Genomic DNA, 26,024 nt, shown 5'->3' with positions numbered 1-26,024 from the left:
CTTGAATTTTAGATTTTAGATTTGGGATTTTAGATTGAATTTAAAATCTCATCTAAAATCGTCCCTTGCTCGCTGACTATTTATCCAGGATTTCGCCGGTTTTCTTGAGCTTGCGCACTTTTTTACCTTCAGCGGTGAAGGTGTAGCATACGCGACTGGCGACGTTTTGCTTGGTGGAGTAAAGCATAACGTTGGAGCTATGAATCGGGAATTCCTGGGTGACTATTCTTCCTGATTCCCCTTCTTGCTGGGGCTTTACGTGCTTAGTTTTAATATTGACGCCTTTGACAATAACTTTACTAAGTTGTGGCAGTGCTTGAATCACTTCACCCACTTTTCCTTTGTCCTTACCAGCAATCACTTGCACAGTGTCGCCAGTTTTGACATGCATTTTATGAAATACCTTGGGTTGTGGCTGTTTTGCCATTACAGCACCTCCGGAGCCAAAGAAACAATTTTGGTGAAGTTTTTATCACGCAGTTCCCGGGCAACTGGGCCAAATACCCGTGTGCCTCTGGGGTTACCATCTTTGTTGATGATCACTGCGGCGTTATCGTCAAACCGAATGCTCATACCGCTATCTCGATTTATACTTTTACGAGTGCGGACAATTACTGCCTCTACCACATCTGACTTTTTTACAGCCATGTTGGGTTGGGCATCTTTGACAACGGCAATAATTTTATCACCCACGCCACCGTAACGGCGGTTGCCTGCGCCTAATACGCGGATGCACATTAGCTTCCGGGCACCACTATTATCTGCGACATTCAGGTAAGTCTGGGGTTGAATCACAATTTGTCTCCCTTGTTAAGTTGTTAGTTTGATAACAACTATTACGTTGTAGCTTTGGCGTTGAGAATTTCTGTGACTTGCCAGCGCTTGGTTTTACTCAGGGGTCTAGTTTCCTGAATGCGAACGCGATCGCCCACTTTGCACTGATTGTCTTCATCATGAGCTTTATAGCGCCGGGTTTGAACTACAATTTTGCCGTACTTGGGGTGAGGAGCGCGGTTTTCTACGGCTACTACTACCGTTTTTTGCATTTTATCGCTCACTACCAAGCCAACTCGTTCTTTGACTGCCATAATCTCCTACTTTTGTTCTTGAGACTGTTGACTTGCTGCCCGTTTCCGTTCTCCTTCGACTGTTAGCAATTGTGCTAGGCGATGTCGGGCGTGTTTAAACTGGTGGGGCTTGTCCAATTGTCTGGTCGCTTTTTGCAAGCGCAATTGAAATAGTTGTCTTTTAACAGCAACAATTTCCTGGGACAGTTTCTCGTCAGTTAATTCTCTAGCTTCTGAAACCTTGGGAAGAGGCATAACCTACTCCTGCTCCTGTATTTGGGGGCGCACAATAAATTTGGTTTTAATTGGCAGCTTATATGCAGCTAGGCGCATGGCTTCACGGGCGATTTCTTCAGAAACACCAGCGATTTCAAACAAAATCCGCCCTGGCTTGACTACAGCTACCCAAAACTCTGGGTTACCTTTACCGGAACCCATCCGGGTTTCAGCCGGACGCATGGTTACAGGTTTATCAGGGAAAATCCGAATCCAGATTTGTCCACCCCGGCGAATGTAACGGGTCATGGCTCGACGAGAAGCCTCGATTTGTCGGGAGGTAATCCAAGCAGGTTCTTGAGCTTGGAGTGCAAAATCGCCAAAGTTCAGGGTGCTACCACGGTGGGCTAGACCCTCCATCCGTCCGCGTTGTTGTTTGCGGAATTTAGTTCTTCTTGGACTTAACATGGTTTGTTAGTTGTCATTTGTCATTTGTCATTTGTCATTTGTCATTTGTCATTACCAAGGACTAAGGACTAATGACTAATGACGATTTACCCTTCATTTGAGCGGTCTTCAAATTGTTGGCGACGGCGTTGTTGTTGACGGCGAGAGGGAGCGCGATCGCGATCGCGTTCACGGGTTGTGGGTGCAGGAGCAGTTTCTTCTTGTCCAGGGATGATTTCTCCCTTAAATACCCACACTTTAATGCCGAGAATCCCATAAACCGTTTTGGCTGTACAGTAAGAGTAATCAATGTCAGCCCTTAAGGTATGTAAGGGTACTCTACCTTCACGAGTCCATTCTGTACGGGCGATTTCTGCACCGTTTAGCCGACCGCTAACTTGGACTTTAATGCCTTGAACACCAGCACGTTGGGCACGTTGAATAGCTTGACGTACCACCCGACGGAAAGATACGCGGCGTTCCAATTGTTGAGCGATATATTCGGCAATCAAGTAGGCATCAGCATCAACTCGTTGTACTTCTACTACGTTGATGCGAATTTGGCGATTGCTACCCAACAGTTCTTGGAGTCCGGTACGTAAGGATTCGATCCCTTGACCACCACGACCTACGACTACGCCAGGTCTAGCTGTGCGTACTTCTAAGTCGATTTGGTCTGCTTTGCGCTCAATCCGCACTTCTGAGATCCCAGCGTTGTTTTGCGCTAGTCTACCCAGCTTTTGTTCTATATATTGACGGAGTTTGTGGTCTTCTTGGAGCAGTTCTGGATATTTGTCAGGAACGGCAAACCACCGAGATTGATGTTCTTGTGTAATACCCAGTCGAAAACCAACTGGATGAATTTTTTGTCCCACAAATGCTTCCTCTAAAATTTCTTACTTTACGCAATTTTTTCGTGTCTAGTAATTATTCAGCAGCAGCGCCAGCGGCTACTGCTACGGTGATATGACACGTCGGTTTGCGAATTTGGTAAGCTCGACCCTGCGCTCTGGGTTGGAATCTTTTGAGTACTGGGCCTTGATCGGCGTATGCCTGAGTAATCACTAGCTGGGCACGGTCTAAACCAGCATTATGCTCCGCATTGGCGGCGGCGCTTCTGAGAACCTTTAAAACTGGATCGCAGGCGCGATAAGGCATAAATTCCAGAATAATCAACGCTTCTCGGTACGACCTGCCCCGAATTTGATCGAGTACACGACGTACTTTAAAGGGAGAAATGCGGATAAAACGAGCGATCGCTTTGACTTCAGTAGTATCAGTAGCCATATTTTTTCCTTTTTTGTCATTTGTCATTTATCATTTGTCATTTGTCTTTAGCTAATGACTAATGACTGATGACTAATGACTACCTACCTGATTTTTTGTCACTTTTTCCATGACCCCTGTATGTACGTGTAGGGGCAAATTCTCCCAACTTGTGTCCCACCATTTGCTCACTGACAAAAACGGGAACGTGTTGGCGTCCGTTGTGAACGGCTATGGTGTGACCTACCATCAGGGGTAAAATTGTCGATGCTCTCGACCAAGTTTTAATCACTTGTTTTTCGTTTTTGGCGTTCAGCTTTTCAATTTTGCTGAGCAAGTGATCGGCTACGAAAGGACCTTTTTTTAGAGAACGACCCATAGTGCTATTTTGGATTTTGGATGCAAGGATTTTGGATTGAGAATTTCGGATTTTGGATGACTAGGTATCTTCATAAAGCTTTAAAATTTCTGGATGCTAATAAGTAAACCCAATCGAAAATCCAAAATCTCTCTTGAAAAGTTTGCTCAAGTCGGGAAACCCGCCCACGCAACTTTTCGCAAAATCTAAAATTCTATGATTCACGACCACCGCGACCGCGTTTAGAAGATTTACGGCGACGGCGAACAATGAATTTACTGCTAGCTTTCTTGGGTTTGCGTGTTTTTGCACCTAAAGTAGGTTTACCCCAAGGAGTAACAGGCCCAGATCTCCCAATTGGCGCTCTACCTTCACCACCACCGTGGGGATGATCCACTGGGTTCATGACGCTACCTCTAACTTTGGGACGGCGTCCTTTCCAGCGATTGCGGCCAGCTTTACCTGCACTTAAGTTTCTCGCGTCGGTGTTACCTACTTGTCCAATGGTGGCGTAACATTCACGGCGAATTAAGCGAACTTCACCGGAAGGTAGCTTGAGGGTAACGTAATTGCCTTCTTTCGCCACAACTTGCGCTGTAGCACCAGCAGCACGCACAATTTGACCACCTTTGCCAGGTTTCATTTCCACATTATGAACACCCGTACCCAAGGGAATATTCGCTAGGGGTAAAGCATTCCCATTTTCGATCGGAGATTCGGGACCAGCAATAATTTTTGTCCCAACTTTTAAGCCATTGGGATGGAGAATGTACCGTTTTTCACCATCTTCATACATCACCAGGGCAATCCGCGCATTGCGGTTGGGATCGTATTCAATTGCTGTAACTGTACCCGCAATGTTCCGCTTATCTCTCTTAAAGTCGATAATCCGGTAAAGCTGTTTATGTCCGCCACCCCGACGACGGCTAGTAATCCGGCCTAGATTGTTCCGTCCTTTGGCACGATGTACGTACTTAGTCAGGGATTTTTCTGGCTCAGTTTTAGTGATTTCCGCAAAGTCAGAGATTGTAACTTGGCGAGTACTAGGGGTATAAGGGCGATAAGAACGAGTACCCATCTTTGTTTTACACCTCTGGGAATAGAAGTTGTCTAACCTTTTCTACATCCCCAGGTGCGATCGTCACAATCGCTTTTTTATATTGGGGCTTGTAACCAATAAATTTGCCCACGCGCCGTTTTTTCCGAGGTGGGTTGGAAGTATTGACTTTGACGACCTTTACCTGAAATAAGTCTTCGATCGCGGCTCTAATTTCTGGTTTGGTGGCCTTGGGAGTTACTTCAAAAGTATATTTGTTTAACTCCATGAGGATGGTCGCCTTTTCGGTCACAATTGGGCGACGGATTAAGTCAGCTAGGTTACGGGGGTCGAAGTTAGGCACTGTAGACCTCCTGAATTTTTGCTATGGCTGATGCTGTCACTACAATTTTGTCAGCGTGCAGCAAATCGAAAACATTTAACTGATTTGCAGCAATTACTTTTAAATTTTCTACATTGCGGGCTGACAAATGAACGTTCTGTGCAATCTCAGACAAAATTAACAGTGTCTTCTCTTCTGGTGCAGCTCCCCAACGCGCTAGTGCTGCTACTAAGTCTTTCGTTTTGGGGCGGGATAGCTGTTCGCTAAATTCTTCTACTACAATCAAATCGTCAACACGACCCACAAAAGCTGTGCGCAATGCTAAGCGCCGCTCTTTGCGGTTCATCTTTAATTCATAATCTCTGGGTTTTGGGCCAAAGATTACACCACCACCACGCCACAGGGGTGAACGAATTGACCCTGCACGCGCGCGACCTGTACCTTTTTGCCGCCAAGGTTTGCGTCCACCACCTCTAACTTCAGAGCGGGTTTTTGTGCTAGCAGTTCCTTGGCGAGCATTGGTCTGCTGTCTAACCAAAGCTCTATGTACAACATGAGCCGCTGTTTCTTCTTTGGCAACCCGCAACTCAAACGAAGTCTGTCCGACTTGTTCTCCTTGCCAATTTTTAACTATAGTCTCAACCATCTTTGTCATTTGTCCTTTGTCATTTGTCCTTTGTCATTTGTCTTTTGTCACTTGTCCTTAGCCAATGACTAATGACTAATGACTAACAACTAATGACTCTTGACTACCTACCAACTTTCTTGGCAGGTACGATACTCACCAGCGCACCTGGTTTACCGGGAATAGCTCCCTTGATTAGCAGTAAATTGCGCTCTGCATCGACTCGTATTACAGTCAATTTGCGGATTGTGATGCGTTTACCGCCTAAACGTCCTGCCATCCGTTTTCCGGGATAAACACGACCTGGGGTGGTACCAGCACCAATGGAACCGGGTGCTCTATGGTTTTTGGAACCATGTGACATGGGCCCGCGACCAAAGTTGTTACGCTTTTGGTTACCCGCAAAACCACGACCGATACTTGTACCGATTACATCTACAATTTGACCTGCACTAAAAATATCTGCTTTAATTTCTTGACCTAAAGCATAGTCACTGGAAGTATCTGTGTGATACTCGTTCAAATGACGTAACGCTGGGGCAGATGATTTTGCTAGGTGACCTAATAGCGGCTTGTTCAAAGCCTTAGGTTTAACTGAGCCAAAACCAACTTGAATGGCAGCGTAACCGTCAGTTTGTTTTGTTTTAACTTGGGTAACGGTGCATGGACCCGCTTGGATAACGGTGACAGGAATGGCTACTCCTGCATCGTCAAATATTTGGGTCATGCCCAGCTTGGTGCCGAGAATACCTACAGACACAGTAACTGGTTCTCCTTATCTACTTGCTAACCTTGGCATCGGACTCTCAAAGACAGGCTTTTTGTACACCGATAAATTTAGAGCCGTTTTGAAGACTCCAAGTTTTCCGGGACACAAAAAACTATGTCCTTACTGTTTGGTGAATCCGTTTACTTTCACTCACCAGTTCACCAGAACAGCCATAAGCACCTTCTTTTTGGGAAGGGTTAACTTCTGGAATCAAGGCAAGGCTTGAGGGCTTTGCACTTTGTGCAGCAATGCTTTCATCCAAGCAATTGCTTAGGCACTTTCTGGAGGCAGCGCCTTGAAGGGATTTCCCTACGGTCAGCGACAGCCGTGCTGTAGTGGGACTTAAGCAGCATCTTGCCACTCAGTATCCTTTAGCTAAGACTAATGTAATGCGATCAAACCAACATTACCGCTTAGTTTCTACTCCGACTAAAACACCTTAAACTATTGTTCAAGGTTTTGCCTACTTTTTCAGGACTACAGGAGTGAATGTAGTCTGGAACTTAAGGTTGGCTTGAATATTCCAGCCATAAGTTCTATATTTGACCCGAAAGCTTTTTCAGTGTACCAGTCTCTGATCGCTCTACGCTAGCTTTCTCCAAATTTGGAATCAAGTCATTAACTCTTGATGCTCACACTAGCTAAGAATGCCAATAAGAGGGCAACTTAATTTGCGTAATTGGTCACAATCTAACAATATAAATGATTTATTTAGATTTGTCTATAAATTTATTTAGTCAATAGTCATTTGTCATTGGTCATTTGTCAAGAAGGCAATAGGCATTTGTCCCCCTTGTCCCCCTCATCCTCCTCATTCCCTTTCCCTGTCGAGATGTATCAAAGTTAAGGTAAAGCGATGTGAATGGATTGACAGGAGGTAAACCTAATCTAGATCATAAATTAATTGTTGAACCGAATTTAGGGTTCGCAGTAAATAATAGAGATATCTAAGAGAGATAGAACGAATATCTATGGCACTACTTACCACTGGCAACGCTTTTATTCGCGAACTAGAAAAAGTCGGATCTCTTGGTGTTTATGTACCTCCCGAAGGGGGTTATGAAGGTCGGTATCGTCGCCGACTGCGTGCAACTGGCTACGAAACTCTCCACATTACTGCTAAGGGGCTAGGGGATTTGGCTGCCTATCTCACAGGAGTTCATGGAGTCAGACCACCTCATTTGGGTAAAAAAAGTACTGGTAGTGGTGCGGCAGTAGGTGCTGTATACTATTTGCCACCTCTGATCACTTCTCACCTAGAACAGTTACCGCCAAAGTCCAAAGGACTAGTATTGTGGATTATCGAGGGGCATATTCTTTCCAATCAGGAAATTGACTTCTTAACCGCTTTACCCCGTTTAGAACCAAAAGTAAAAGTAGTAATCGAGAGGGGTGGCGATCGCGCTTTCCGTTGGACTCCTCTAGAAAAAACACTTTTAGCTGGTTAGTCATTGGTCAATAGTCATTGGTCATTGGTCATTGGTCAAGGTTAATGACTCTGGACTTTGGACTTCTTAACAACTGACAACTGACAATTGACAACTGACTATTGACTATTGACTCAATTCCATCAGCATTTCTATAGTGCTGATGCGAAAACCACAAGATGCAAATAACTTTCGCGCGGCTTCGTTAATGGCTGCGGTGTCTAACCTGATTTGCTTAACCCCAATTTGCTCAAAGCGTTCAACAGCTTGCATCACCATTTGTTTTGCTACTCCTTTTTGGCGATATTCTGGATCAACCCAAATATCATGAATAAAGGCATATTCTTGTAACCGATAAATTGGTATTTCGCGTTCAACTGTCGCTACTAAAAACGCTACCAAATTCTCTTCATCTTCAGTTACTAGAAAGACACTGGTATCACTATTTGCTAAACGCCCCAACCAGTTTTGATAACGCTGTTCTGGATTGGGCAGAAATCCATATTTGGCAGAGTCCCAAGCATCATGCAAAGCACAAATCTTTGCAACCATTGGTAGAACTTTGGGTACATCGGCTGGTGTTGCACTGCGGATTTGCATAAGCTCAAGGGTTGGTAAGCAAGATGATGTTTGAATTGTAGCGAATGGATACGCAATATTAATTTGTATAAAGGTCTAACCCTGTTCTTTGCCTTCAGAAATTGAGTTTGTAACAAAAACTGTAACAAGGGCATTATTTGCACATTTATCCGTCTAGATTGATGAAAAATCTGCGAGTAATCCCGGAGTAGACGGGTAATGTTGTTGAATGATGTCCGAGATTATCAAATTCTGTTTCTGTCCTTGTTCCTAGTTTTGGGAATTGGGACAAGGGACTGGACGTTGCGACCGGAGTTGATTGGGGTAGCGATCGCAACTTGTCTATTAACCCAATGGATTTTGTCATCGGTGTTTAGCCAAGAACAAAAGCTGAATATTCGTAGTGCGCTGATTACCTCATTGGGACTCAGCTTACTGTTGCGGGCGGATCATTGGACGACAATGGCTTTGGCCGCAGCCAGTGCGATCGCTAGCAAATTTCTCTTTCAAGTCGGGAATAAACATTTCTTCAATCCGGCGAATTTTGGCATTATTACTGCCTTATTACTCACCTCTGATGCTTGGGTTTCTCCCGGACAGTGGGGAGAAGACTGGTGGTATGGGCTGTTATTTGTCGGGACTGGTGGGATGATTGTGCAGCGCGTTGGTCGCTGGGACACTACCGCCGCCTTTTTGGGTTCCTACTCACTGCTAGAGGCGATTCGTAATCTTTGGCTGGGGTGGACTTGGGATGTTTACTTGCATCGTTTGATGAGTGGATCTTTGTTGTTATTTGCCCTATTTATGGTCACCGATCCGCGATCAATTCCCAACGCCAGAATCGGGCGGATAGTTTGGGCAGTCTGCATTGCCATATTCACTTTTATACTGCGGAATTATTTCTTTATTTCCAGCGCAGTTTTCTGGGCACTGTTTATCCTAGCGCCATTGACTATTCTATTTGATGCTTTTTTGTCAGCCCCAGAATATTCCTGGCTTAGTAAAGATGGGAACACTACTGTTACTGATAATTCTCCAGTCCCTAGCCCCTAACCCCTTTAACACAATCGAGAAATCAAATGAAACCTTTAAGATTCTTCATCTCCATAGTGATGGCATTAATAGCTGTGCTGTGCTTTGCCCCAACAGCATGGGCATTTTGTGGATTTTATGTCTCTAAAGCTGATACCAAACTGTATAACAAAGCTTCTCAGGTGGTGATTGCAAGGGATGGCGATCGCACTGTGCTGACAATGGCTAATGATTTTCAGGGCGAAGTCAAAGATTTTGCGATCGTTGTACCTGTACCAACTGTATTGCAAAAAGAGCAAGTTCATGTTGCCCAACCCAAGATTATTGAACGTCTTGATGCTTTTAGCGCCCCGCGATTGGTAGAATATTTCGACTCAGATCCCTGCGCTCAACTTTACGAAGGTAATTTACCAGCCCCCGCAGCTAGAGCTACAGCTAGAGATGAGTTTAAGGGAGAGAGGGGTGGTAATAGTTTGGGTGTCACTGTTGAGGCGCGTTTCAATGTTGGTGAATACGACATTGTGATTCTCAGTGCTAAAGAATCTGGCGGATTGGAAACCTGGCTGCGTCAAAATGGTTACAAAATCCCTAAAGGAGCCAAAGATTTACTGAAGCCTTATATCCGTTCGGCTATGAAATTCTTTGTTGCTAAAGTCAACCTAGAGAAATTTGAGGAATCTAGCTACCAGTTACTCCGCCCGCTACAAATTGCCTACAAATCACCAAAGTTCATGCTGCCCATTCGCTTAGGTATGGTCAACGCTGCCAGTGAGCAAGATGTAATTGTCTATATCCTATCGCCAAAAGGACAGGCAGAAACTACCAACTACCGGACGGTAAAAATTCCTTCTGATGCCTATATTCCGCTGTTTGTCAAAGAGGAATTTGGCGAATTCTATAAATCCATGTTCCAAACTGCCTACAATAAAGAAGACCGGAAAGTTGCTTTCTTAGAATATGCCTGGGATATGAGCAGTTGCGATCCTTGTTCTGCCGAACCTTTATCACCAGAAGAACTGAAGCAAGCAGGTGTATTTTGGCTAGATGGCGATTCTGGTAGTGGAGTTCCAGCACCTCGCCGTAGTGTCCGTCCTCCTGTATCTAACAGCAGTGTTTTCATCAGTCGGTTGCATATTCGTTATACCCGCAACAAGTTTCCCGAAGATCCGATGTTCCAAGAAACTTCCAATCGCGAATCTTTTCAGGGACGTTACATTTTACAACATCCGTTTTTGGGTGAAGTCAAGTGTCCAGCAGGGCGAGAATATAAACAGTCCTTGCCTAAGCGCTTTGAACAAGAGGCGCAAACTTTAGCCAAGCTAACCAACTGGAATATTCAAGACATCCGCCGCAAATTGAAGTTAACTGTTGGCGATATCACAACTTCTTGGTGGGAACGTTTCTTTTCTTGGATGGGTTTATAGCTATATAACACTAAAATAATCTGCCTAAAAGTTGTCTAATCCTCCGCTTCAAGCAGACGTTTGGTAGTCGATTCTACTAATATCTAGCACCATTCTCAACAACCTACAAAAATATGAGGGAACTCCAAAAAATAAATTATTCCGTTAAACGTTGACTGTTGACTGTTAACTGTGAACCGTCAACAGTCAACAGTGAACAATAGCAATGGAATATTTTTTACTTGAAAGTCCCTTAACTGATTTGGCTCCAGTTAGGGATGAGGATAATTTTGCTACCTCATCCCCCTCATCTCCCCCTGCTCCCTCATGTCCCCTATAAAACGGGAGAATTAATATCACGACAAAGGGTAATTTTTTCCGACAGTGTTATACGCAATACTATGATATTCTTGCTTTTTAAACCCAGATTGGTATGGTTGAATTGGATGAACAGCTACGCGTCTTAGTTGCACAAGCTTGTGAATACCCACGCGGAAGTCAAGAACGTCAGAAGTTACTGACACAAATCATTCGCTTGACTACAAATAGACTCTGGAAGGAAAGTACTTCCTATTATCAAGACGCACTCCAACAAACTTGGTTATATTTTTGTCGCAACATTTGTGAAGCTAGCACAGGTCAAGCTTACGATCCCAGTTATGGCAGCGTTGTAACTTGGTTGAATGCATACCTAAAACACCGACTTCAAGACTTTTATCTCTACCAGCAACGAGAACAAGTTATTAAAGTGCCTTTAAAAGTACTGCAGTCTGGTTCGGGTGACAATAGTGAGACTATTGACCCTGTAGAAAACCTAGCTGCTACCCCAGAAGCTCCGCCGATTTTGGAAAACGTGAGGACGTGGGTAGAAGTTGATACTAATGGAGAACTACGTAGTACTTGTGTTAAAGGCCGTCCAGATGTAAATTGTCAGATATTAATTTTGAAACGTCTTCCTCCGGAAGCTAGTTGGAAGGAATTATCTGCGCAATTCGGTTTACCAATTCCAACTTTAAGTAGTTTTTATCAACGTCAGTGTGTACCGCGCTTGCGTAAATTTGCGGAATTTGAAGGGTATTTAGAAGTTTAGCCAAGGGTGGCGATCGCATGATAACAATTAAACATTATTGCCAATATCTGAGCCGATAATTAACAATTTCTAATTACGTTATGGGTGGCACTTTATACACTACCCATAATAAGAAGATTTGTAGATATCAGGCAAAATAGAGCCGTAGATGAATTATAAATTACGAATTAGATAGGCAGTGCCCTAACTAAAACATTGCTGTTGGATGAATATATTTACCTCTAACGACTTCTATATTTTGAGTTGAGTTTTGTTAGCGTAGTGATATAGGGTTTATCGTTCTCAGCAATTAGCTAGGCAAAAAAAGGTTTATTTAATATGGCTAATTTAAAACTGCGTCGCCCTGAAAATGTTAACGGCGATTTATATGTAGATACTACCTGTATAGATTGTGATACTTGTCGCTGGATGGTTCCGGAAGTATTTCATCGTGTTCATGAACAGTCAGCAGTTTATCACCAACCTATAAATGCCACAGAAAGATTAGCAGCACTGCAAGCACTTTTAGCTTGTCCGACTAATTCTATTGGCACAGTTGCAAAGCCAGAAGATATCAGAATTGCTCAAGAAACTTTGCCGATATTAGTGACAGAAAATGTTTACCACTGCGGCTATCACTCGGAAAAATCTTACGCTGCTGCTAGCTATTTTATTCAACATCCAGAAGGTAATATTTTAGTAGATTCTCCTAGGTTTACACCGCCTTTAGTCAAGCGTTTAGAGGAGATGGGCGGAATTGCTTATATGTACCTGACTCACAGAGATGATGTCGCAGATCATCAAAAGTTTGCTGAACATTTTCAGTGTCAACGCATTCTTCATGCTGATGATATTACTGGGGATACTCGCAATGTGGAAATAAAACTTACTGGTTTTGAACCATTTGCATTGACTGGGGATGTATTAATTATCCCAGTTCCAGGTCATTCCAAAGGACACACTGTTCTACTTTATAAAAACAAGTTTCTTTTTACTGGTGACCATCTCGCTTGGTCAGAAAACTTACACCAATTGGTTGCGTTCCGCGATTTCTGCTGGTATTCCTGGTCAGAACAGATTAAATCAATGACTAAATTAGCTAATTTCTCATTTGAGTGGGTATTACCAGGACATGGGCGGCGATTTCATGCTCATCTTGATCTAATGCATCAGCAGATGCATAAGTGTATCGAGTGGATGAAAGGTGTTTAGGGTTCACAGTTAACAGTCAACCGTAAACAATAGCAATGAAATATTTTTTACTTAAAAGTCTCTAAGTACTGACTAAAATCTTTTCATCCCTGCCCAAAAATGGAAAAAGGAGAGCCACTTGGGCAGCTCTCCAGATCATCAGGGTGCATCTATATATCAGATTATAACACATTTGGTGTGAGGGGCAAGACCCCCAATCAAAAAAATATCAAAAAATAATTAAGTCGTTAATCAAGTTTCCACACAATCGAAAAAGAGAGCTACTTGGGCAGCTCTCCAGATCATCAGGGTGCATCTAATTAGCAGATCATAGCATTTTATGCATGAGGGTCAATACCCATCATTGAGCCTGATTTTTGCAAAGTTATGATGAAGTGTTATGGAAGCTTTACAAAAAAAAAGAGAGAGCTACTTGGGCAGCTCTCCAGATCATCAGGGTGCATCTATATAGCATATTATAACACGTATGAGATGAAGGGCAAGACCCCCTAACAAAAATTTTTGGCTAATTTTTTGACTATTTTTTTGGCTAATTTCTTCACTTTGGTTAAGCAAAGTAAAACAAGAGCCACTGAGAGCGCTCTCTAGAGCATCATGGTGGATTCAATCAACAGAGTATAGCACTTTGAGATTGAGGGGTATAACCCATCATCATAATTTCTCTTTGGAAAAATTTTGCCCAGCAAGTAGCACTCGAAGGGGTGAGATCCCCAACTTCTTCAAGAAGTCGGGGATCTAGGAAGCGATGGAGATGAATCGGGATTAAGAATTGAGTTTCTTTTCTACCAATTCATTAGTCAGCTTCGGATCGGCGCGTTTTTCCGTTTTTTTCAGCACTTGTCCGACAAAGAAGCCTTTGAGATTAATGTTACCGTTGCGATATTTTTCTAGTTCTTTGGGATTGGCGGCGATCGCTTCATCTACAATTGGTTCTAACACAGCCGGATCGGTGATCAGTTCTTGACCGGCAAAAGCTTTTTCCGGAGACACACCACCAAGTAAGTCTGGTAACTTTTGTTTGGCTTGGGCGTTACTGATTTTGCCTTTTTCAATCCGCAGGATGACATCAGCTAAATTTTGGGGAGTCAAACCAATTTCGCTGATGCTGAGTTTTTGCTTATTGAGATAGGCTGCAATATCTTGAGTAATCCAGTTAGCGGCTGCTTTCGGACTTGCACCGGCGGCGATCGCTGTTTCAAAATAGTCAGCAACAGGCTGATCTTCTGTTAAAACTCGCGTATCGTAGGCAGAAAGCCCCAATTCAGTTTCATAACGATGGCGTTTTTGCGCAGGTAATTCTGGAAGTTCACTGCGCCAAGTTTCTAATTGTTCACTTGAAACTTCAATTGGTGCTAAATCTGGTTCGGGGAAATAGCGGTAATCGCTAGAACCTTCTTTTGTCCGCATACTAATTGTCCGTTGCGAACCTTCTTCCCACAGACGAGTTTCTTGGATAATGCGATCGCCTGCTTGTGTGGCGGCAATTTGTCGTTCAATCTCATATTCAATCGCCTTTTGGATGGCGCTGAATGAGTTCATATTTTTAATTTCTACTTTTGTGCCAAACTCTTTTTGTCCCACTGGACGAATTGAGATGTTGACATCGCAACGTAAAGATCCTTCTTGCATGTTGCCGTCACTAACGCCAAGATAGCGTACAATCCGCCGCAATTCTTGAGCATATTCAGCAGCTTCTTGCCCTGAACGCAGATCTGGTTCGGAAACAATTTCTACTAATGGCACACCTGCCCGATTGTAATCTACCAGAGAATAAGTAGAGCCAGAAAGACGCTCACTACCTGCGTGTACCAATTTCCCTGCATCTTCTTCCATGTGCAAACGGGTAATTCCAATGCGTTTGCGAGACGGATTCCCATCAGCATCTACTAATTCAATTTCTAACCAACCATGTTCGGCGATTGGCAGGTCATATTGAGAAATTTGGTAATTTTTTGGTAAATCGGGATAAAAATACTGTTTACGGTCAAATTTGCTATATTTAGCGATTTGACAATTTAGTGCCAAACCTGCTTTTACGGCATATTCGAGTACTTTTTGGTTGAGAACTGGTAAGACTCCAGGTAAACCCATACATACTGGGTCGATGTTAGTATTGGGGTCACCACCGAATGCCGTAGAACTGGTAGAAAAAATCTTGGTATTTGTACTCAGCTGACAATGGGTTTCTAGACCAATAATCGCTTCGTACTCAGTTTTTACAGTTGTAGCAGAAGTCATAAAATCAAAAATCGGGCTTAATCCTTCTTTAGGGTACTATTGTAGCTGCCTTATAAGTTGGGTTGAATTCTTAAATAGTGTTGATTGCTGAGTCTGATAGATAGGGATTGCCGATTAGATGCTTAGGCGATCGCGATCGTGATCTGCATCAAAATCAATCAACGGGCCTTTTGGTACAATCCTTGTAGGGTTAACCTTGGGATGACTGCGGTAATAATGCCGTTTGATGTGGTCTAAATTACAAGTTTCTTTGACTCCCGGCAGTTGGTAGAGTTCTTTGAGATAATTCCACAGATTAGGATACTCAACAATTCGGCGGATGTTGCATTTGAAATGCACATAATAAACTGCATCAAAGCGAAACAAGGTAGTAAACATACACCAATCCGCTTCAGTAATTTTATTACCGCAGAGATAGCGTTGTTTGTCTAACACTTGTTCCCAATAATCAAGAGCATTAAATAATTCTGTTACTGCCTCATCATAAGCCGATTGAGTAGTAGCGAATCCCGCCCGATAAACACCATTATTAATTGGTTTGTAAATCGCGTCAATTGTTTCATCAACTACTTTCTGCAATTCTTGAGGATAGAAGTTGACATCTGCTTTCGCAAAATCATTGAATTCTGTATCCAACATCCGCATGATTTCGCGAGATTCATTATTAACAATTGTCTGTTGTTGAATATCCCACAAAACTGGGACTGTCACCCGCCCACTGTAGTTAGGTTCAGCCTTGAGGTAAAGTTGCCAAAGATATTGACTCCCGTTGGGCGTATCAGGAACTGCGCCTGGTTCATCGCTAAATTCCCAACTATTTTGGTCAATTTCTGCCCCAACTACTGATAACCCAATAACATCTGTTAAACCTTTTAACTGACGCATAATTGCAGTCCGACAAGCCCAAGGACAAGCCCAGGAAATATACAGATGATAACGCCCTTTTTCAGCTTTAAATCCACTAGAGCCATCGGCTGTAATTTTATGGCGGAAAGTGGTGGAGGGACGAATAAATCTGCCTTGGGTATCTTCTTGATCCCGTTCAGATACCCACTTTCCATTTTTGAGGATTCCCAAACCCATAATTACCTCCTTGGTCAGTTGTCAGTTGTCATTGGTCATTGGTCAATGGTCATTTGTCATTTGTAAAAGTTAATTACTCTGGACTTTGGACTATTGACTTTTGACTATTGACTCTGGACTATTAACTATTCAGCATTGAGAATTTTGGGTACTTTGAAAAATTCTCCTTCCTGTTCAGGCGCACCTTGGAGGATGGCTTCGCGGTCAGGATAGGGCTGTAATTCATCCTCGCGCGTAACATTGCTGACATCTATAGCCCTTGTTGTTGGCAGTACATCACTCACATCTAGTTCATTTAACTGCTCGATGTAATCAAGAATACTTCCCAGTTGGGTTGTGAATTGCTCTTCCTCTTCTGGTGTTAATTCTAACCTAGCGAGAAGGGCTACTTTATGGACTAGTTCACGATCTATCATTGTTTATTAGTAGTCAATTGTCATTGGTCATTGGTCAAGAGTCATTAGTCATTGGTCATTAGTCATTGGTCATTAGTCATTGGTCAAGAGTCATTAGTTAATGGTCATTGGTCATCAGACAAATGACAAAGTACAAATGACAAATGACAAATGACTATTGACTAAAAGAATACGTCAATTTGCATTCTGCCAGTGGTTTTCAACCAGTTTTGGGCTTCAATATAGTTATTGGGAGCCATGCGAATTGCTCTCACCCAATAATCGGCTGCTTGGTCAAACATGGCTTCACCACCTTCATGATCCCCAGTTTCTTTGAGCTTTTCGCCTTGGTAATGATAAATCACGGCGATGTTGTTTAAGGCTTGGGGTAAACGGGGGTTTAACTCAATTGCCTGATGGTACAGTTCTAAAGCCTTCTCATGGTCGCCGTTGCTGGCATAGATTAGTCCCATATTGTAGAGGATATAGCCGCGATCGTTAGGATCTTCCTCTAATGTGAGGGCTTCTTCGTAGTATTCTAAGGCTTCAGCGTATTCGCCTTCTGCCTGAGCCGACATGCCATCTCGGTAATAAACAAAAGCTTCTTTAGCTTTTTTGTTGGTTGGCAGTATCTTGAGAATGATATCCGCCATCACTGTAAAGGATTTGTCAACAAAGTTATCGTTTTTCTGGGTTCTTGGCATATTTGCTTCTGTGGGGTTGCAGCTATTGGCTCAAAAGATGTCGTTGTTGAGACGCGATTGTATTGTTTCTACATCGTGTGGGCGGCGGAACCTCCTTATTTTCCCTCTTTAGTCAACCGATTGAAAGGGGAGAGCCACAAATTGTATCCACTTGCTAATTGTGCGATCGCTATACTTAATACTTAATTTTACTGATTTATCAGGGATTGTTCTCATCGATTGGCAGAATGCACTCTGGAGTATTATGCTGAGGTTTGTTTACCAAAGTGCTAACTGGATAGCTAGTCATGGCTCCGGCTGGATAAGGACGCAATAGCGGCTGTAAGACTTCCGGCTTTTGCTGTTGGGGGTCTAACCACAAATTGTAATCGTTAGCAGCCAAAATCACTGGCATCCGATCATGAATTGGTTGCAGTACTTCGTTGGCTGTTGTTGTCAAAATTGTACAAGAGGTTATTTCTTCTCCCGAAGGAGATTGCCATTTCTCCCACAAACCAGCAAAAGCAAATGGCTGACCATTTTGAACCCGAAAATAAAAAGGTTGTTTTTTGTGCTGTTGTTTTTCCCATTCATAAAAGCCATCAGCTAACACTAAACAGCGTCGGTGTTTAAAAGCTGAACGGAAAGAGGGTTTTTCGGCTACAGTTTCAGCTCTAGCATTGATCAGTTTTGCCCCTATTCCTGGGTCTTTCGCCCATGAGGGGATTAACCCCCAACGTAACTGCTGAAATTGACACTTGTCACTTTCTGGTTTATGTACTACTGTCGCCACCATTTGCGTAGGTGCAATGTTATATTGCGCTGCTAATTCGGGAACTGCTTCTAGATCAAAAGCTTGAGCTAAGGCTGCTGCTGTCTGGTTTAAAGTGAATCTTCCACACATATTTTTATTTTTCCCCATAGATTAAAATCAAACATCTAAAATTATGATAAATAATTAATATTTTTTTATTTCTTCAGATAATTCTATTCTCCAGTCAGATACTAAATATAAATCAGAAAATATCCGGTTTTGGGAAAATCATTTGGTAAGATATTGTATTTTGAACCCTACCTTCTCAACATATTCCCTATTATACTTTTGGCATGGAAATATTACGGCTGTACGATTTTTTACCTTCAGGTAATGGCTACAAGATACGTCTTCTATTGACACAAATTGGGATGCCATTTGAGAGAATAGAAGTTGATATAACCAAAGGCGAGACTCGAACACCCGAATTTTTGAGTAAAAATCCTCACGGTAAAATTCCCCTTTTGGAGATTGAACCTGGGAAATACTTAGCAGAATCAAATGCAATATTGGTGTATTTAAGTGAAGGCACAGAATTTCTACCTTATGACAGATTTCTGCGTGCCCAAGTGCTGCAATGGCTATTTTTTGAACAATCTAGCCATGAACCTTTCATCGCCACATCGAGATTTTTAATCTCTATTTTAGGTAAGCCCGAAGAGTATCAAGAAGCTATAAAACAAAGACGTGAACCTGGTTACGCTGCATTAAGAGTGATGGAAAAGCATTTAAGCTCTCACAGGTTTTTTGTCGGAGAGCGCTATACTATTGCTGATATTGCTTTGTTTGCTTACACTCATGTAGCTGATGAAGGTGGATTTGATTTGGCAGAATTTTCGGCTATTCAAGCTTGGATAGCACGGGTCAAATCTCAATCAGGATATATAAGTATTAAACAAGATTGACAGTATGATGATGATCAAAAGTTATTAGTTAACAGTTATCAGCTTTACCCTGATAGCTGTTAACTAATTGCTATCTACGGATTTAATCTTAAACCTCAGTATCAATTTCTACCAATTTTTGTCGGGAAGTCGCACCTAATTTAATCTGAATATGAGATAATGGTACATTAAATTTTTCTGCTAGTAGTTTAATTAACTCTTCATTAGCTTTACCATCTACTGGCGGTGATTTTAAATGTACATTCAGACTACCGTCGGTTTGCTCTTCAATCTTTTGCTGTTTGGAATTAGGTTTAACTTTAACTTTAACTTTTTTTTGCATTGTTGATTCCTGAATTTTGATGAGATGAACCTAGACAACCCCCGATCATTTATGTGGTGAGGGATGAATAAATTCGTAGTCATCCCCAATGTAAGCTTACAAAAATAGGATGGGCAATGCCCACCCTACTGCTACATATGTGTTCACAAATCAATTAGGAATCCTAGATATTTAAGGATATCTTTTACTACCAGCGCCGACTACACCGATTTTATGACGATAGGAGAGTTCCGCACCGAACCAGCCAGAAATGCTAGTTAAAGTTCCCACTATCAGTGATAGTATCAGTCCCCAAGGTAAAATACTTGACTCAACATTATTTAGACGGATCAGGAAGTTGACGAGTGTTAAGACGAGGAGAGAAACGTTAAGAATCAAATGCGCCCAACCGGCTTGACGCTTGCGGACTCGTTCAATTTTCGTAAAGTCGCTGAGTCCAATGATTGCAGCAATAACACCTCCAGCCAATCCCAGTCCGATTAACCAAAGCGAAGCCCTAGCCCAGAAGAAATCCTTTGTTAACCAATAGCCAAAGTCGCTTCCTAAAGCTGCGGCTAAAAAGGCTATGGGAAAGATCACACTCAAGGGGTGTAGGGGATGTCCAGCGATCGCAACTGTACTGGGTACACCGCTATCATGATATTCTTTATCGTCACTTTCAATAATTGGTGGAATATTGGGAAATGGTGTCGAGGTTGTTTCTGTAGTTTCCATTATTTTAGTACCTTAATTTTCAGTGTTAGGGATTTGCTCAACATAAGCTTGAGCTTTGAGGATTAATTTGCCTGGTTCTACCTTTAAACTGTTAACTTGTAGGGTCATTCCCTCCAAGTCAAAGTTGCTCAAATTCAAAAGTTCACTGGTTTGATCTACTAAAGCTTTTGTGAGTTCCGGCGAGATTTCCTCACCTTGTCCATATTCAACATTTTCCAGAGAAACACTTTTTCCGTTTGCACTCACGCGGGGTACTGCTTCAAAAGCAACTTGGTGAGTTTCACCAGTTTCTACTAAGAGAATTTTGGCATTAACTGCTACTTTTCCCTCACCTTGTAGGCGAAAATCTACATTTTGAGGGTTAATTGTTGAGGTTTGTCCATTGACCTGTATTTTCTGATTTTGCAGTTGAGAACGAACATAATCAGAGTTAAAGGCGCGGTTAATATCTGCTTGGGTTAAAACGACTCGCGCACTGCCGACCGTAGGCTTTGTCAGTTCAATTTTGCCAAATGCAACACTCAGAGGATTGATAGCGACGCTTTGGAATTGCATATCCATTTCCTCGACGCGGAGGTCTTTTTGCATCACCATACCTTCTCCCTCAATGGAGACGGCATCTACCTGTCCCTGAACCAATTTGAGCGGATCGGTTTTAATATTGACATCTAGATTTTCTACTTCATCTAATTGGCTAGATAAACCAACTTCTGCGGCTTTATTAAGCGCTTGCTCTCCTAGTCCAGGACTTTGGTCCATTATGAATTAATCTCCTATTTGACCTTGGCAATTTTAGATTTTTGATTTAGGATTTTGGATTTGTTTTTCAGTTTAAGCAATACCGCTTGTTAGTAGCACAAATCTCAAATCTCCAAGCTGCAACCCAAGAGGGGATTCAGTCAATCTCAAATCGCTGGCGCTAAAATCCAAAATTGTTTGACTATCTTTGAGTCAATCTAAAAAATCTGCAATAAAAATTTATCTATCTAACGAGTGAGTAAAGATTAACTCCTTCTCCATCTAAAAGTAGAAGTATTAATTTGGTTGAGTAATTTTTTGCTTATCTACCTGAAGTCACCAAGGTAATCACTCAAAAGAAAGAGGGAAGGATTCTCAGCAATATGCAAACTTGATATTAGTGACAAATAATCATGCTTTTCCGAGGAGAACTGAAAAATGGTAGTTAGTTTAGATGATACTAAACGGAATGCGATCGCCGTTAAATTGGCATCTCTAAAAGTCCTGCAACAGTTGGTGCTAGAAAATGAAAAACAACTTTTGCAGCAAGGTCTGGATTCCGAAATTTCTGACCGCATCCGGGATTTCATCAAAGATGACGAAAAAAACCTGGGCATTTTAGAAACTGTTATCGGTCAGTATGGTATCCAAGCTGAACCCAAACAAACAGTTCGCGAATTTGTTGACAAGGCTCGGAAGATGTTCCAAGGTTCCGAACTTAGCTTGTATGAGAAAGTATCTCAGCATGAATTGCTGAAGCATCAAGTAGTCATGAGTGGCTTGATTGTGCACAAGGCTGCGCAAAAAGTTGGTGCTGACGTGATGTTAGCGATCGGACCTTTGAACGCCATTAACTTTGAAAACCGCGCTCACCAAGAGCAACTCAAAGGTATTCTCGAAATTTTGGGTGTTCGTGAACTCACTGGACAAGAAGCCGATCAAGGTATTTGGGCGCGGGTTCAAGATGCTTTAGCCGCAGTCAGTGGTGTAGTAGGTAGCGCAGTTACCCAAAACAGTGACAAAAAGGATATGAATATCCAGGATGTCATCCGTGCGGATCACAGCAAGGTAAATACTCTGTTCACCGAACTGCTACAAAGCAACGATCCCCAAAAAATCCAAGAGTACTTCGGCCAAATTTACAAGGATTTAACAGCTCACGCTGAAGCTGAAGAGGAAGTTGTTTACCCAAGAGTACGCGCTTTCTACGGTGCGGCTGACACCCAAGAACTTTACGACGAACAAGCTCAAGCAAAACGAGAGTTAGAAGAAATTAAGGCTCTTAGCCCCTCTTCACCTCAATTCAAAGAAAAAGTCAAACAGTTGATGGATGCAATTGGCGACCATATCCGTCAAGAAGAAAGCACAATGTTTGCAGCTATTCGCAACAACTTAAGCAGCGAGCAAACTGAACAATTAGCTACTGAATTCAAAGCTGCTAAGAAGAAAATTCAAGAAAAACTAGGCGTTGTCAGCGAAGCTAAGTCCTAGGATATTTTCCGCTTTCTCTGGAGGTTAGTAAAGGTTAGTTAGAGTTGTACACTCCCAGCACTTAGGTGTTGGGAGTTTTTATATAGAATTAAGTAGTTAAACACAATTAATTACACAATGTCATTGCGAATGGAGCGTTAGCGACGTTCGCGTTAGCGTCTCCCCTTGGGAGAAGGAGCGTCAGCGGAATGAAGCAATCGCAAGGGACGGGATTGCTTCGCTTCTCTTCTCTGCGAGACGCTACGCGAACGAGACGCTAACGCGAACGCTCGCAATGACTGTAATTAATTTTGCGTGGTTACTTACTACTTGATTTTTGAACAAATACGTAGAGGAGGCACTTCCATCGAAAACTAAAAGGCGCTCCACAGCAAAAAAAACCCCGGCGATCAACCGAGGTGATGGGGAAGAGGTAAATGACGATGCGATATCCTGATACCGAAATCAAAAAATCTTAGCTAACACTCAAGCCAAGCAAAACGAGGGTGGTGACAAGTAATGTCGCGAATCCAGCTTGTAAAAGATATTTGCGTTGTTCCCAAATTGCAGGGTATTCGGCGTAGTACATCTGGGGTTCAGTTGCGTAGTTGTTGAGAACGCCGTCTTCATTAACAGTTGTATACATAATTTTTTTTCTCTTGACTTTGTTAACTTATGTAAATAAGTTTAACAATTTTGTTACAAATAGTCAACACAACTTGACAAATAATTATGGATAGTATCCATAAACAAGGCTTATCAATCACAGGGACGGGGGGACGCAGGGACGCGGGGAAAATTCCTTGTCTCCCTTGTCTCCCCTATCTTTACTAACTTGAGTGTGGAGTTTACTTTACTTCGTCTGGTGCAAACTTAGTTACTTTGCCTTTCTTGACCGCCACAACCACATCGTAGGTAGTACAGTAGGCGATCGTGACATCATTGGTTTTGTTGTAAAGATTAACCACCATACCTGCACCACCGGGCTGTACAGCAATTGGCTCTAGATCGCCAAAGAAGTAACGACGTAAAGCGTCACCACTGCCAAATTCACCTTTATGCTTGGCGAGAAATTCAATTTTTTGTTGAGGAGTTAAGCCTGTAGCATCTTTGGCTTCGGCGGCTGAAGCTTGAGCAAGTATTGGATTGATTGCTTTAATGGGAGCATCCCAAATTGTAAAACAACCAACTAAAGCAACACTTGTGAGCATGGCGGCGAGTTTCATTTGTTACTCCTAATCTGGGAAATCTTGGGAACAACCACACTATGGCTGTTGAGACTGAAGCTCATCTGAAACTCAACCATGATTTTGATGAATTTATCCCTTGAGAAAATTAATTTGCTTCTCAGCATTTCCTCATAGAGGAATGGCATTTTAAACTAACAGGTAATTTCAGTATTTTTTTAGCCAAGCCTCATTGTGAATGGATGAGGACAACTTAGTAAGCAGTGGTGTATTGTGACTAGAGTAAAAAGACGACACAGCCTCACGCCTCAAATTCCCGGGCACATATATCTCTGGCTAGCAATCCTCATCTTTGGAGCATCTAGTGCAGTCACCCGCAAGCTAACAGAAATTGGTGCTAATCACTTAATCGGCGATCGCAATCCCATTTCCTTATGTAATGTCTTATTTGTCGGTAATCTTTGCGCCTTGATCGTCATGATCCCAATCTACTGGCGACAGTGGAAGCCAGGGAATTTACGCCAGCTATCAAAAACCGATTGGATCAGTCTCACCGCCGTAGCCATTTTATCGGGAGCGCTGGCTCCTGGTTTATTTTTCCAAGCACTAGCGATCGCACCAGTCAACAACATAGTTCTGATTGGACGCTTAGAACCCCCGTTAACATTAGCTTTCTCGGTGTGGTTATTGCGAGAACGGGTAACTAAGTGGGAAATTGGCGGTGCGATCGCCGCATTTATTGGTGTTAGCCTCACAATTCTCCTTCAGCCTCCTAGCGAAGTCATAATGAACATGGGGAGTCTAAAATTAGGTTTAGGAGAAATCTTGACAGCAATAGGAGCTTTGGTTGCATCCGTTTCCACAATTATTGGTAAAAAATATTTATCGCAGATTCCTTTAGGAATTTACAATATATTTCGTACTGCCCTAGGAACCGTGATTTTTTTCTGCATTGCTTTAAAAATCTATGGTAGAGAGCATTTTATGGATGTATCCTCACCTTTTCTTTGGCAATGGATGTTAGTTTATGGTGCTGTGATTGTAGTGCTAGGCCAGTCATTTTGGATTAAAGGCTTAAGAACTGCTACAGTATCTACTGCTTCCTTAATTGGCTCATTTACACCCATAGTAAGTATCATTGGTGCTTTTTTGGTACTAAATGAAGTCCCTACTATGCCTCAATATATTGGTGGTAGCTTAATTTTAGTAGGCATATTCCTCAGCCAGCTTGGCATTGGGCGTCAAACTCAAAGCGCGATCGCATCTGGTAAATCGAGTTCTACCCAGATGCAACAGCAAATAGAAGCCGATATGGGATTTAAAGGAATTTGACACTCAACACTCAACAGTCCACAGTCTAAAATTTCTTAACCAATGCCCACTTGCCCTGAGCGTTCGCGCAGCGTCTCGCAGAGAAGCCGTTCGCGTAGCGTCTCGCAGAGAAGGGATGCCCAATGAGAAACCTATGATACACAGATGGAGTCTTATGTATTAGAAACTGGGTACAGTAGTACCAGCAGATTTGAATATTATGAAACGTAAATTCTGGATAAGTTATCTGTTTGCTGTTTTAGTATGCTTACCTTTTGTTGTTGTCAGCACAACCAAACTTTTAGCAGCATATCCAATTTTCCAAGTGGCACAGGCGGATTCTGCTTATGACCAATATATGCGTCAAGGTTACACAGCAACTAGGCAGAGAAACTACCGCAAAGCTTTGAATTTTTTTCAGCAAGCAGCGCAAGTACGCCCTGGAGATATTTATGCCAAGGCGGCAATTAGAAATGTTACAACTTATATTCAAGGTCGCAAGAGTTTGATTGTCTTTGTTGCCGGGAAACCTGGTAGAGTCAGAGCAGCAGCATCACGGGGAGCTTGCTTCCAGAATGCACAGGTTTTCATCCCCCTAATTCCCACAAGCAAAGAAGCTCAACATACCACAAAAGACCATCCAACATTCTTGTTCTACATTCCTCAAACTTCTAAAACATTAGCAGGACTAGAATTTGCATTGCGGGAAGATGAGAATAGCGATCCGTTATATAAAGAAACTTTCCCACCAGTTGAGCAAGCTGGAATTGTTAGTGTAACCTTACCTGCTAACCAACCAGCTTTAACAGCAGGTAAAGAGTATACTTGGACTTTTGCAATGATTTGCGATCCGAATAACCGCGATCAAGATATCTATCAAGAAGGGAAAATACAACTCTTGCAGGACGAAAACATTGCTGCTCAGATAGAGGAGACACCAAAGCCTTTAGATCGTGCAGTTCTTTATGCAACCGCTGGCTTTTGGGAAAACGCAATCAGCATTTTAGCTGATTTACGCCGTCAAAATCCTAGCAATCCGGAAATCCAACAATATTGGGCAGATTTATTGAAATCAGTGAACCTTGAGGAGGTTACAGATAAGCCTCTATTACCTTGTTGTACTGCTCCCAAACCAACGAATTAAAAGGGATTTGTCAATAGTGATTTGTCATTTGTCATTTGTCATTTGTCAGTAGGGGCGGGTTTATTTAGATCATCGTTGATCAGTTTTGATATCTGTGAACCCGCCCCTACATTTGTCATTTGTCCCCCTTGTCTCCCTTGTCTCCCTTGTCCCCCTTGTCCCCTTGTCCCC

33 protein-coding genes are annotated in these 26,024 nt (G+C 42.5%); 9 read left to right on the top strand and 24 right to left on the bottom strand.

Going from position 1 to position 26,024, the window contains the following annotated elements; all coding sequences use genetic code 11:
• Positions 1-76 precede the first annotated feature (76 nt).
• The 13 genes from rplX to AACU32_RS07570 all read right to left on the bottom strand — a co-directional run bounded on the left by rplX (position 77) and on the right by AACU32_RS07570 (position 6,389).
• The gene (gene rplX / locus AACU32_RS07630; RefSeq protein WP_086762896.1) at positions 77-427 is read right to left on the bottom strand and encodes a 50S ribosomal protein L24; all 351 of its coding nucleotides are present in this window, start codon (positions 425-427) and stop codon (positions 77-79) included.
• Positions 427-795 carry a 50S ribosomal protein L14 gene (gene rplN, locus AACU32_RS07625; RefSeq protein WP_015129713.1) on the bottom strand — a complete coding sequence of 123 codons (369 nt, stop codon included), beginning with the start codon at positions 793-795 and terminating at the stop codon, positions 427-429. Before rplN ends, rplX begins: the two co-directional genes overlap by 1 nt.
• A 41-nt stretch (positions 796-836) precedes the next feature.
• Entirely contained in the window at positions 837-1,088 is a 252-nt protein-coding gene (gene rpsQ, locus AACU32_RS07620) for a 30S ribosomal protein S17 (protein WP_045870365.1), read from the bottom strand.
• 6 nt (positions 1,089-1,094) lie between these two features.
• Entirely contained in the window at positions 1,095-1,322 is a 228-nt protein-coding gene (rpmC, locus tag AACU32_RS07615; protein ID WP_096599037.1) for a 50S ribosomal protein L29, read from the bottom strand.
• 3 nt (positions 1,323-1,325) lie between these two features.
• A complete protein-coding gene (gene rplP / locus AACU32_RS07610) occupies positions 1,326-1,751 on the bottom strand; it encodes a 50S ribosomal protein L16 (RefSeq protein ID WP_096599036.1) in 426 nt (141 codons plus the stop codon).
• A gap of 86 nt (positions 1,752-1,837) precedes the next feature.
• The gene (gene rpsC, locus AACU32_RS07605; RefSeq protein WP_096599035.1) at positions 1,838-2,605 is read right to left on the bottom strand and encodes a 30S ribosomal protein S3; all 768 of its coding nucleotides are present in this window, start codon (positions 2,603-2,605) and stop codon (positions 1,838-1,840) included.
• Positions 2,606-2,657: 52 nt separating this feature from the next.
• A complete protein-coding gene (gene rplV, locus AACU32_RS07600; protein ID WP_096607902.1) occupies positions 2,658-3,017 on the bottom strand; it encodes a 50S ribosomal protein L22 in 360 nt (119 codons plus the stop codon).
• 79 nt (positions 3,018-3,096) lie between these two features.
• A complete protein-coding gene (gene rpsS / locus AACU32_RS07595) occupies positions 3,097-3,375 on the bottom strand; it encodes a 30S ribosomal protein S19 (protein ID WP_017651197.1) in 279 nt (92 codons plus the stop codon).
• A 193-nt stretch (positions 3,376-3,568) separates the two neighbouring features.
• Positions 3,569-4,432 carry a 50S ribosomal protein L2 gene (gene rplB / locus AACU32_RS07590; RefSeq protein ID WP_096599034.1) on the bottom strand — a complete coding sequence of 288 codons (864 nt, stop codon included), beginning with the start codon at positions 4,430-4,432 and terminating at the stop codon, positions 3,569-3,571.
• Positions 4,433-4,439: 7 nt separating this feature from the next.
• Positions 4,440-4,754 (bottom strand): 50S ribosomal protein L23, encoded by a 315-nt coding sequence (locus tag AACU32_RS07585; RefSeq protein ID WP_096599033.1) that lies wholly within the window; start codon positions 4,752-4,754, stop codon positions 4,440-4,442.
• Positions 4,747-5,379, bottom strand: coding sequence for a 50S ribosomal protein L4 (gene rplD / locus AACU32_RS07580; RefSeq protein WP_096599032.1), 633 nt, complete (start codon positions 5,377-5,379; stop codon positions 4,747-4,749). The genes AACU32_RS07585 and rplD overlap by 8 nt, the downstream gene beginning before the upstream one ends.
• A 103-nt stretch (positions 5,380-5,482) precedes the next feature.
• A complete protein-coding gene (rplC, locus tag AACU32_RS07575; protein WP_096599031.1) occupies positions 5,483-6,118 on the bottom strand; it encodes a 50S ribosomal protein L3 in 636 nt (211 codons plus the stop codon).
• Between the two features lie 121 nt (positions 6,119-6,239).
• Positions 6,240-6,389, bottom strand: coding sequence for a hypothetical protein (locus AACU32_RS07570; protein ID WP_339377637.1), 150 nt, complete (start codon positions 6,387-6,389; stop codon positions 6,240-6,242).
• 709 nt (positions 6,390-7,098) lie between these two features.
• Here AACU32_RS07570 and AACU32_RS07565 point away from each other — a divergent pair.
• Positions 7,099-7,575 carry an NAD(P)H-quinone oxidoreductase subunit N gene (locus AACU32_RS07565; RefSeq protein ID WP_096599030.1) on the top strand — a complete coding sequence of 159 codons (477 nt, stop codon included), beginning with the start codon at positions 7,099-7,101 and terminating at the stop codon, positions 7,573-7,575.
• A gap of 105 nt (positions 7,576-7,680) precedes the next feature.
• On the opposite strand, the gene AACU32_RS07560 is transcribed toward AACU32_RS07565, so the two are convergent.
• On the bottom strand, positions 7,681-8,154 hold the full coding sequence (locus AACU32_RS07560; RefSeq protein ID WP_096599029.1) for a GNAT family N-acetyltransferase: 474 nt from the start codon (positions 8,152-8,154) through the stop codon (positions 7,681-7,683).
• A 198-nt stretch (positions 8,155-8,352) separates the two neighbouring features.
• Between AACU32_RS07560 and AACU32_RS07555 the strand changes: the two genes are divergently transcribed.
• The 4 genes from AACU32_RS07555 (at position 8,353) to AACU32_RS07540 (ending at position 12,849) form a co-directional block, all read left to right on the top strand.
• Positions 8,353-9,186, top strand: a complete 834-nt coding sequence (locus tag AACU32_RS07555; protein ID WP_096599028.1) for an RnfABCDGE type electron transport complex subunit D — start codon at positions 8,353-8,355, stop codon at positions 9,184-9,186.
• A gap of 26 nt (positions 9,187-9,212) precedes the next feature.
• The gene (locus tag AACU32_RS07550; RefSeq protein WP_096599027.1) at positions 9,213-10,589 is read left to right on the top strand and encodes a DUF2330 domain-containing protein; all 1,377 of its coding nucleotides are present in this window, start codon (positions 9,213-9,215) and stop codon (positions 10,587-10,589) included.
• Between the two features lie 412 nt (positions 10,590-11,001).
• Positions 11,002-11,658: a hypothetical protein gene (locus AACU32_RS07545; protein ID WP_096599026.1), complete on the top strand. Its 657-nt coding sequence runs from the start codon at positions 11,002-11,004 to the stop codon at positions 11,656-11,658.
• 318 nt (positions 11,659-11,976) lie between these two features.
• Positions 11,977-12,849: an MBL fold metallo-hydrolase gene (locus tag AACU32_RS07540; protein WP_096599025.1), complete on the top strand. Its 873-nt coding sequence runs from the start codon at positions 11,977-11,979 to the stop codon at positions 12,847-12,849.
• 762 nt (positions 12,850-13,611) lie between these two features.
• On the opposite strand, the gene gatB is transcribed toward AACU32_RS07540, so the two are convergent.
• From gatB to AACU32_RS07515, 5 genes are all read right to left on the bottom strand, one after another.
• Complete coding sequence (gene gatB, locus AACU32_RS07535; RefSeq protein WP_096599024.1) at positions 13,612-15,087, bottom strand: Asp-tRNA(Asn)/Glu-tRNA(Gln) amidotransferase subunit GatB; 1,476 nt, start codon at positions 15,085-15,087, stop codon at positions 13,612-13,614.
• Between the two features lie 114 nt (positions 15,088-15,201).
• Entirely contained in the window at positions 15,202-16,170 is a 969-nt protein-coding gene (locus AACU32_RS07530; protein ID WP_096599023.1) for a glutathione S-transferase family protein, read from the bottom strand.
• Positions 16,171-16,295: 125 nt separating this feature from the next.
• Positions 16,296-16,586: an Asp-tRNA(Asn)/Glu-tRNA(Gln) amidotransferase subunit GatC gene (gatC, locus tag AACU32_RS07525; RefSeq protein ID WP_096599022.1), complete on the bottom strand. Its 291-nt coding sequence runs from the start codon at positions 16,584-16,586 to the stop codon at positions 16,296-16,298.
• 161 nt (positions 16,587-16,747) lie between these two features.
• Entirely contained in the window at positions 16,748-17,269 is a 522-nt protein-coding gene (locus AACU32_RS07520) for a photosystem I assembly protein Ycf3 (protein ID WP_096599021.1), read from the bottom strand.
• 199 nt (positions 17,270-17,468) lie between these two features.
• A complete protein-coding gene (locus tag AACU32_RS07515) occupies positions 17,469-18,152 on the bottom strand; it encodes an SOS response-associated peptidase family protein (protein ID WP_096599020.1) in 684 nt (227 codons plus the stop codon).
• Between the two features lie 203 nt (positions 18,153-18,355).
• On the opposite strand from AACU32_RS07515, the gene AACU32_RS07510 reads away from it, so the two are divergent.
• Positions 18,356-18,967 carry a glutathione S-transferase family protein gene (locus AACU32_RS07510; RefSeq protein WP_096599019.1) on the top strand — a complete coding sequence of 204 codons (612 nt, stop codon included), beginning with the start codon at positions 18,356-18,358 and terminating at the stop codon, positions 18,965-18,967.
• An 88-nt stretch (positions 18,968-19,055) separates the two neighbouring features.
• Here AACU32_RS07510 and AACU32_RS07505 read toward each other — a convergent pair whose 3' ends face one another.
• From AACU32_RS07505 to AACU32_RS07495, 3 genes are all read right to left on the bottom strand, one after another.
• A complete protein-coding gene (locus tag AACU32_RS07505; RefSeq protein WP_096599018.1) occupies positions 19,056-19,289 on the bottom strand; it encodes a DUF167 domain-containing protein in 234 nt (77 codons plus the stop codon).
• A gap of 171 nt (positions 19,290-19,460) precedes the next feature.
• Positions 19,461-20,003 carry a DUF2231 domain-containing protein gene (locus tag AACU32_RS07500; protein WP_096599017.1) on the bottom strand — a complete coding sequence of 181 codons (543 nt, stop codon included), beginning with the start codon at positions 20,001-20,003 and terminating at the stop codon, positions 19,461-19,463.
• A gap of 12 nt (positions 20,004-20,015) precedes the next feature.
• Entirely contained in the window at positions 20,016-20,762 is a 747-nt protein-coding gene (locus AACU32_RS07495; RefSeq protein ID WP_096599016.1) for an LmeA family phospholipid-binding protein, read from the bottom strand.
• Positions 20,763-21,179: 417 nt separating this feature from the next.
• Between AACU32_RS07495 and AACU32_RS07490 the strand changes: the two genes are divergently transcribed.
• Entirely contained in the window at positions 21,180-22,232 is a 1,053-nt protein-coding gene (locus tag AACU32_RS07490; RefSeq protein WP_096599015.1) for a hemerythrin domain-containing protein, read from the top strand.
• A gap of 454 nt (positions 22,233-22,686) precedes the next feature.
• On the opposite strand, the gene psb34 is transcribed toward AACU32_RS07490, so the two are convergent.
• Positions 22,687-22,857, bottom strand: coding sequence for a photosystem II assembly protein Psb34 (psb34, locus tag AACU32_RS07485; RefSeq protein ID WP_339377635.1), 171 nt, complete (start codon positions 22,855-22,857; stop codon positions 22,687-22,689).
• A 202-nt stretch (positions 22,858-23,059) separates the two neighbouring features.
• A complete protein-coding gene (locus AACU32_RS07480; RefSeq protein WP_096599014.1) occupies positions 23,060-23,437 on the bottom strand; it encodes a hypothetical protein in 378 nt (125 codons plus the stop codon).
• Between the two features lie 234 nt (positions 23,438-23,671).
• On the opposite strand from AACU32_RS07480, the gene AACU32_RS07475 reads away from it, so the two are divergent.
• Both AACU32_RS07475 and AACU32_RS07470 read left to right on the top strand, forming a co-directional pair.
• Complete coding sequence (locus AACU32_RS07475) at positions 23,672-24,730, top strand: DMT family transporter (RefSeq protein ID WP_096599013.1); 1,059 nt, start codon at positions 23,672-23,674, stop codon at positions 24,728-24,730.
• A gap of 199 nt (positions 24,731-24,929) precedes the next feature.
• On the top strand, positions 24,930-25,853 hold the full coding sequence (locus AACU32_RS07470; protein WP_339377634.1) for a DUF928 domain-containing protein: 924 nt from the start codon (positions 24,930-24,932) through the stop codon (positions 25,851-25,853).
• Positions 25,854-26,024: the final 171 nt, after the last annotated feature.

Source organism: Calothrix sp. NIES-2100 (genome assembly GCF_963875285.1).
Lineage (GTDB): Bacteria > Cyanobacteriota > Cyanobacteriia > Cyanobacteriales > Nostocaceae > Aulosira.
This window is presented reverse-complemented; position numbering and strand designations above follow the sequence as displayed.

Bases quoted from the DNA above. Each gene is read 5' to 3' on its own strand.
- psb34 (WP_339377635.1), bottom strand. From the start codon at position 22,857: ATGTATACAACTGTTAATGAAGACGGCGTTCTCAACAACTACGCAACT.
- AACU32_RS07545 (WP_096599026.1), top strand. From the start codon at position 11,002: ATGGTTGAATTGGATGAACAGCTACGCGTCTTAGTTGCACAAGCTTGT.
- AACU32_RS07555 (WP_096599028.1), top strand. From the start codon at position 8,353: ATGTTGTTGAATGATGTCCGAGATTATCAAATTCTGTTTCTGTCCTTG.
- rplP (WP_096599036.1), bottom strand. From the start codon at position 1,751: ATGTTAAGTCCAAGAAGAACTAAATTCCGCAAACAACAACGCGGACGG.
- AACU32_RS07520 (WP_096599021.1), bottom strand. From the start codon at position 17,269: ATGCCAAGAACCCAGAAAAACGATAACTTTGTTGACAAATCCTTTACA.
- AACU32_RS07510 (WP_096599019.1), top strand. From the start codon at position 18,356: ATGGAAATATTACGGCTGTACGATTTTTTACCTTCAGGTAATGGCTAC.
- rplX (WP_086762896.1), bottom strand. From the start codon at position 427: ATGGCAAAACAGCCACAACCCAAGGTATTTCATAAAATGCATGTCAAA.
- rplD (WP_096599032.1), bottom strand. From the start codon at position 5,379: ATGGTTGAGACTATAGTTAAAAATTGGCAAGGAGAACAAGTCGGACAG.
- gatC (WP_096599022.1), bottom strand. From the start codon at position 16,586: ATGATAGATCGTGAACTAGTCCATAAAGTAGCCCTTCTCGCTAGGTTA.
- AACU32_RS07515 (WP_096599020.1), bottom strand. From the start codon at position 18,152: ATGTGTGGAAGATTCACTTTAAACCAGACAGCAGCAGCCTTAGCTCAA.
- rpmC (WP_096599037.1), bottom strand. From the start codon at position 1,322: ATGCCTCTTCCCAAGGTTTCAGAAGCTAGAGAATTAACTGACGAGAAA.
- rplV (WP_096607902.1), bottom strand. From the start codon at position 3,017: ATGGCTACTGATACTACTGAAGTCAAAGCGATCGCTCGTTTTATCCGC.
- AACU32_RS07540 (WP_096599025.1), top strand. From the start codon at position 11,977: ATGGCTAATTTAAAACTGCGTCGCCCTGAAAATGTTAACGGCGATTTA.
- rplB (WP_096599034.1), bottom strand. From the start codon at position 4,432: ATGGGTACTCGTTCTTATCGCCCTTATACCCCTAGTACTCGCCAAGTT.
- AACU32_RS07500 (WP_096599017.1), bottom strand. From the start codon at position 20,003: ATGGAAACTACAGAAACAACCTCGACACCATTTCCCAATATTCCACCA.
- AACU32_RS07550 (WP_096599027.1), top strand. From the start codon at position 9,213: ATGAAACCTTTAAGATTCTTCATCTCCATAGTGATGGCATTAATAGCT.
- AACU32_RS07495 (WP_096599016.1), bottom strand. From the start codon at position 20,762: ATGGACCAAAGTCCTGGACTAGGAGAGCAAGCGCTTAATAAAGCCGCA.
- AACU32_RS07505 (WP_096599018.1), bottom strand. From the start codon at position 19,289: ATGCAAAAAAAAGTTAAAGTTAAAGTTAAACCTAATTCCAAACAGCAA.
- rpsQ (WP_045870365.1), bottom strand. From the start codon at position 1,088: ATGGCAGTCAAAGAACGAGTTGGCTTGGTAGTGAGCGATAAAATGCAA.
- rpsS (WP_017651197.1), bottom strand. From the start codon at position 3,375: ATGGGTCGTTCTCTAAAAAAAGGTCCTTTCGTAGCCGATCACTTGCTC.
- AACU32_RS07560 (WP_096599029.1), bottom strand. From the start codon at position 8,154: ATGCAAATCCGCAGTGCAACACCAGCCGATGTACCCAAAGTTCTACCA.
- AACU32_RS07480 (WP_096599014.1), bottom strand. From the start codon at position 23,437: ATGAAACTCGCCGCCATGCTCACAAGTGTTGCTTTAGTTGGTTGTTTT.
- gatB (WP_096599024.1), bottom strand. From the start codon at position 15,087: ATGACTTCTGCTACAACTGTAAAAACTGAGTACGAAGCGATTATTGGT.
- AACU32_RS07530 (WP_096599023.1), bottom strand. From the start codon at position 16,170: ATGGGTTTGGGAATCCTCAAAAATGGAAAGTGGGTATCTGAACGGGAT.
- AACU32_RS07565 (WP_096599030.1), top strand. From the start codon at position 7,099: ATGGCACTACTTACCACTGGCAACGCTTTTATTCGCGAACTAGAAAAA.
- AACU32_RS07470 (WP_339377634.1), top strand. From the start codon at position 24,930: ATGAAACGTAAATTCTGGATAAGTTATCTGTTTGCTGTTTTAGTATGC.
- AACU32_RS07490 (WP_096599015.1), top strand. From the start codon at position 21,180: ATGGTAGTTAGTTTAGATGATACTAAACGGAATGCGATCGCCGTTAAA.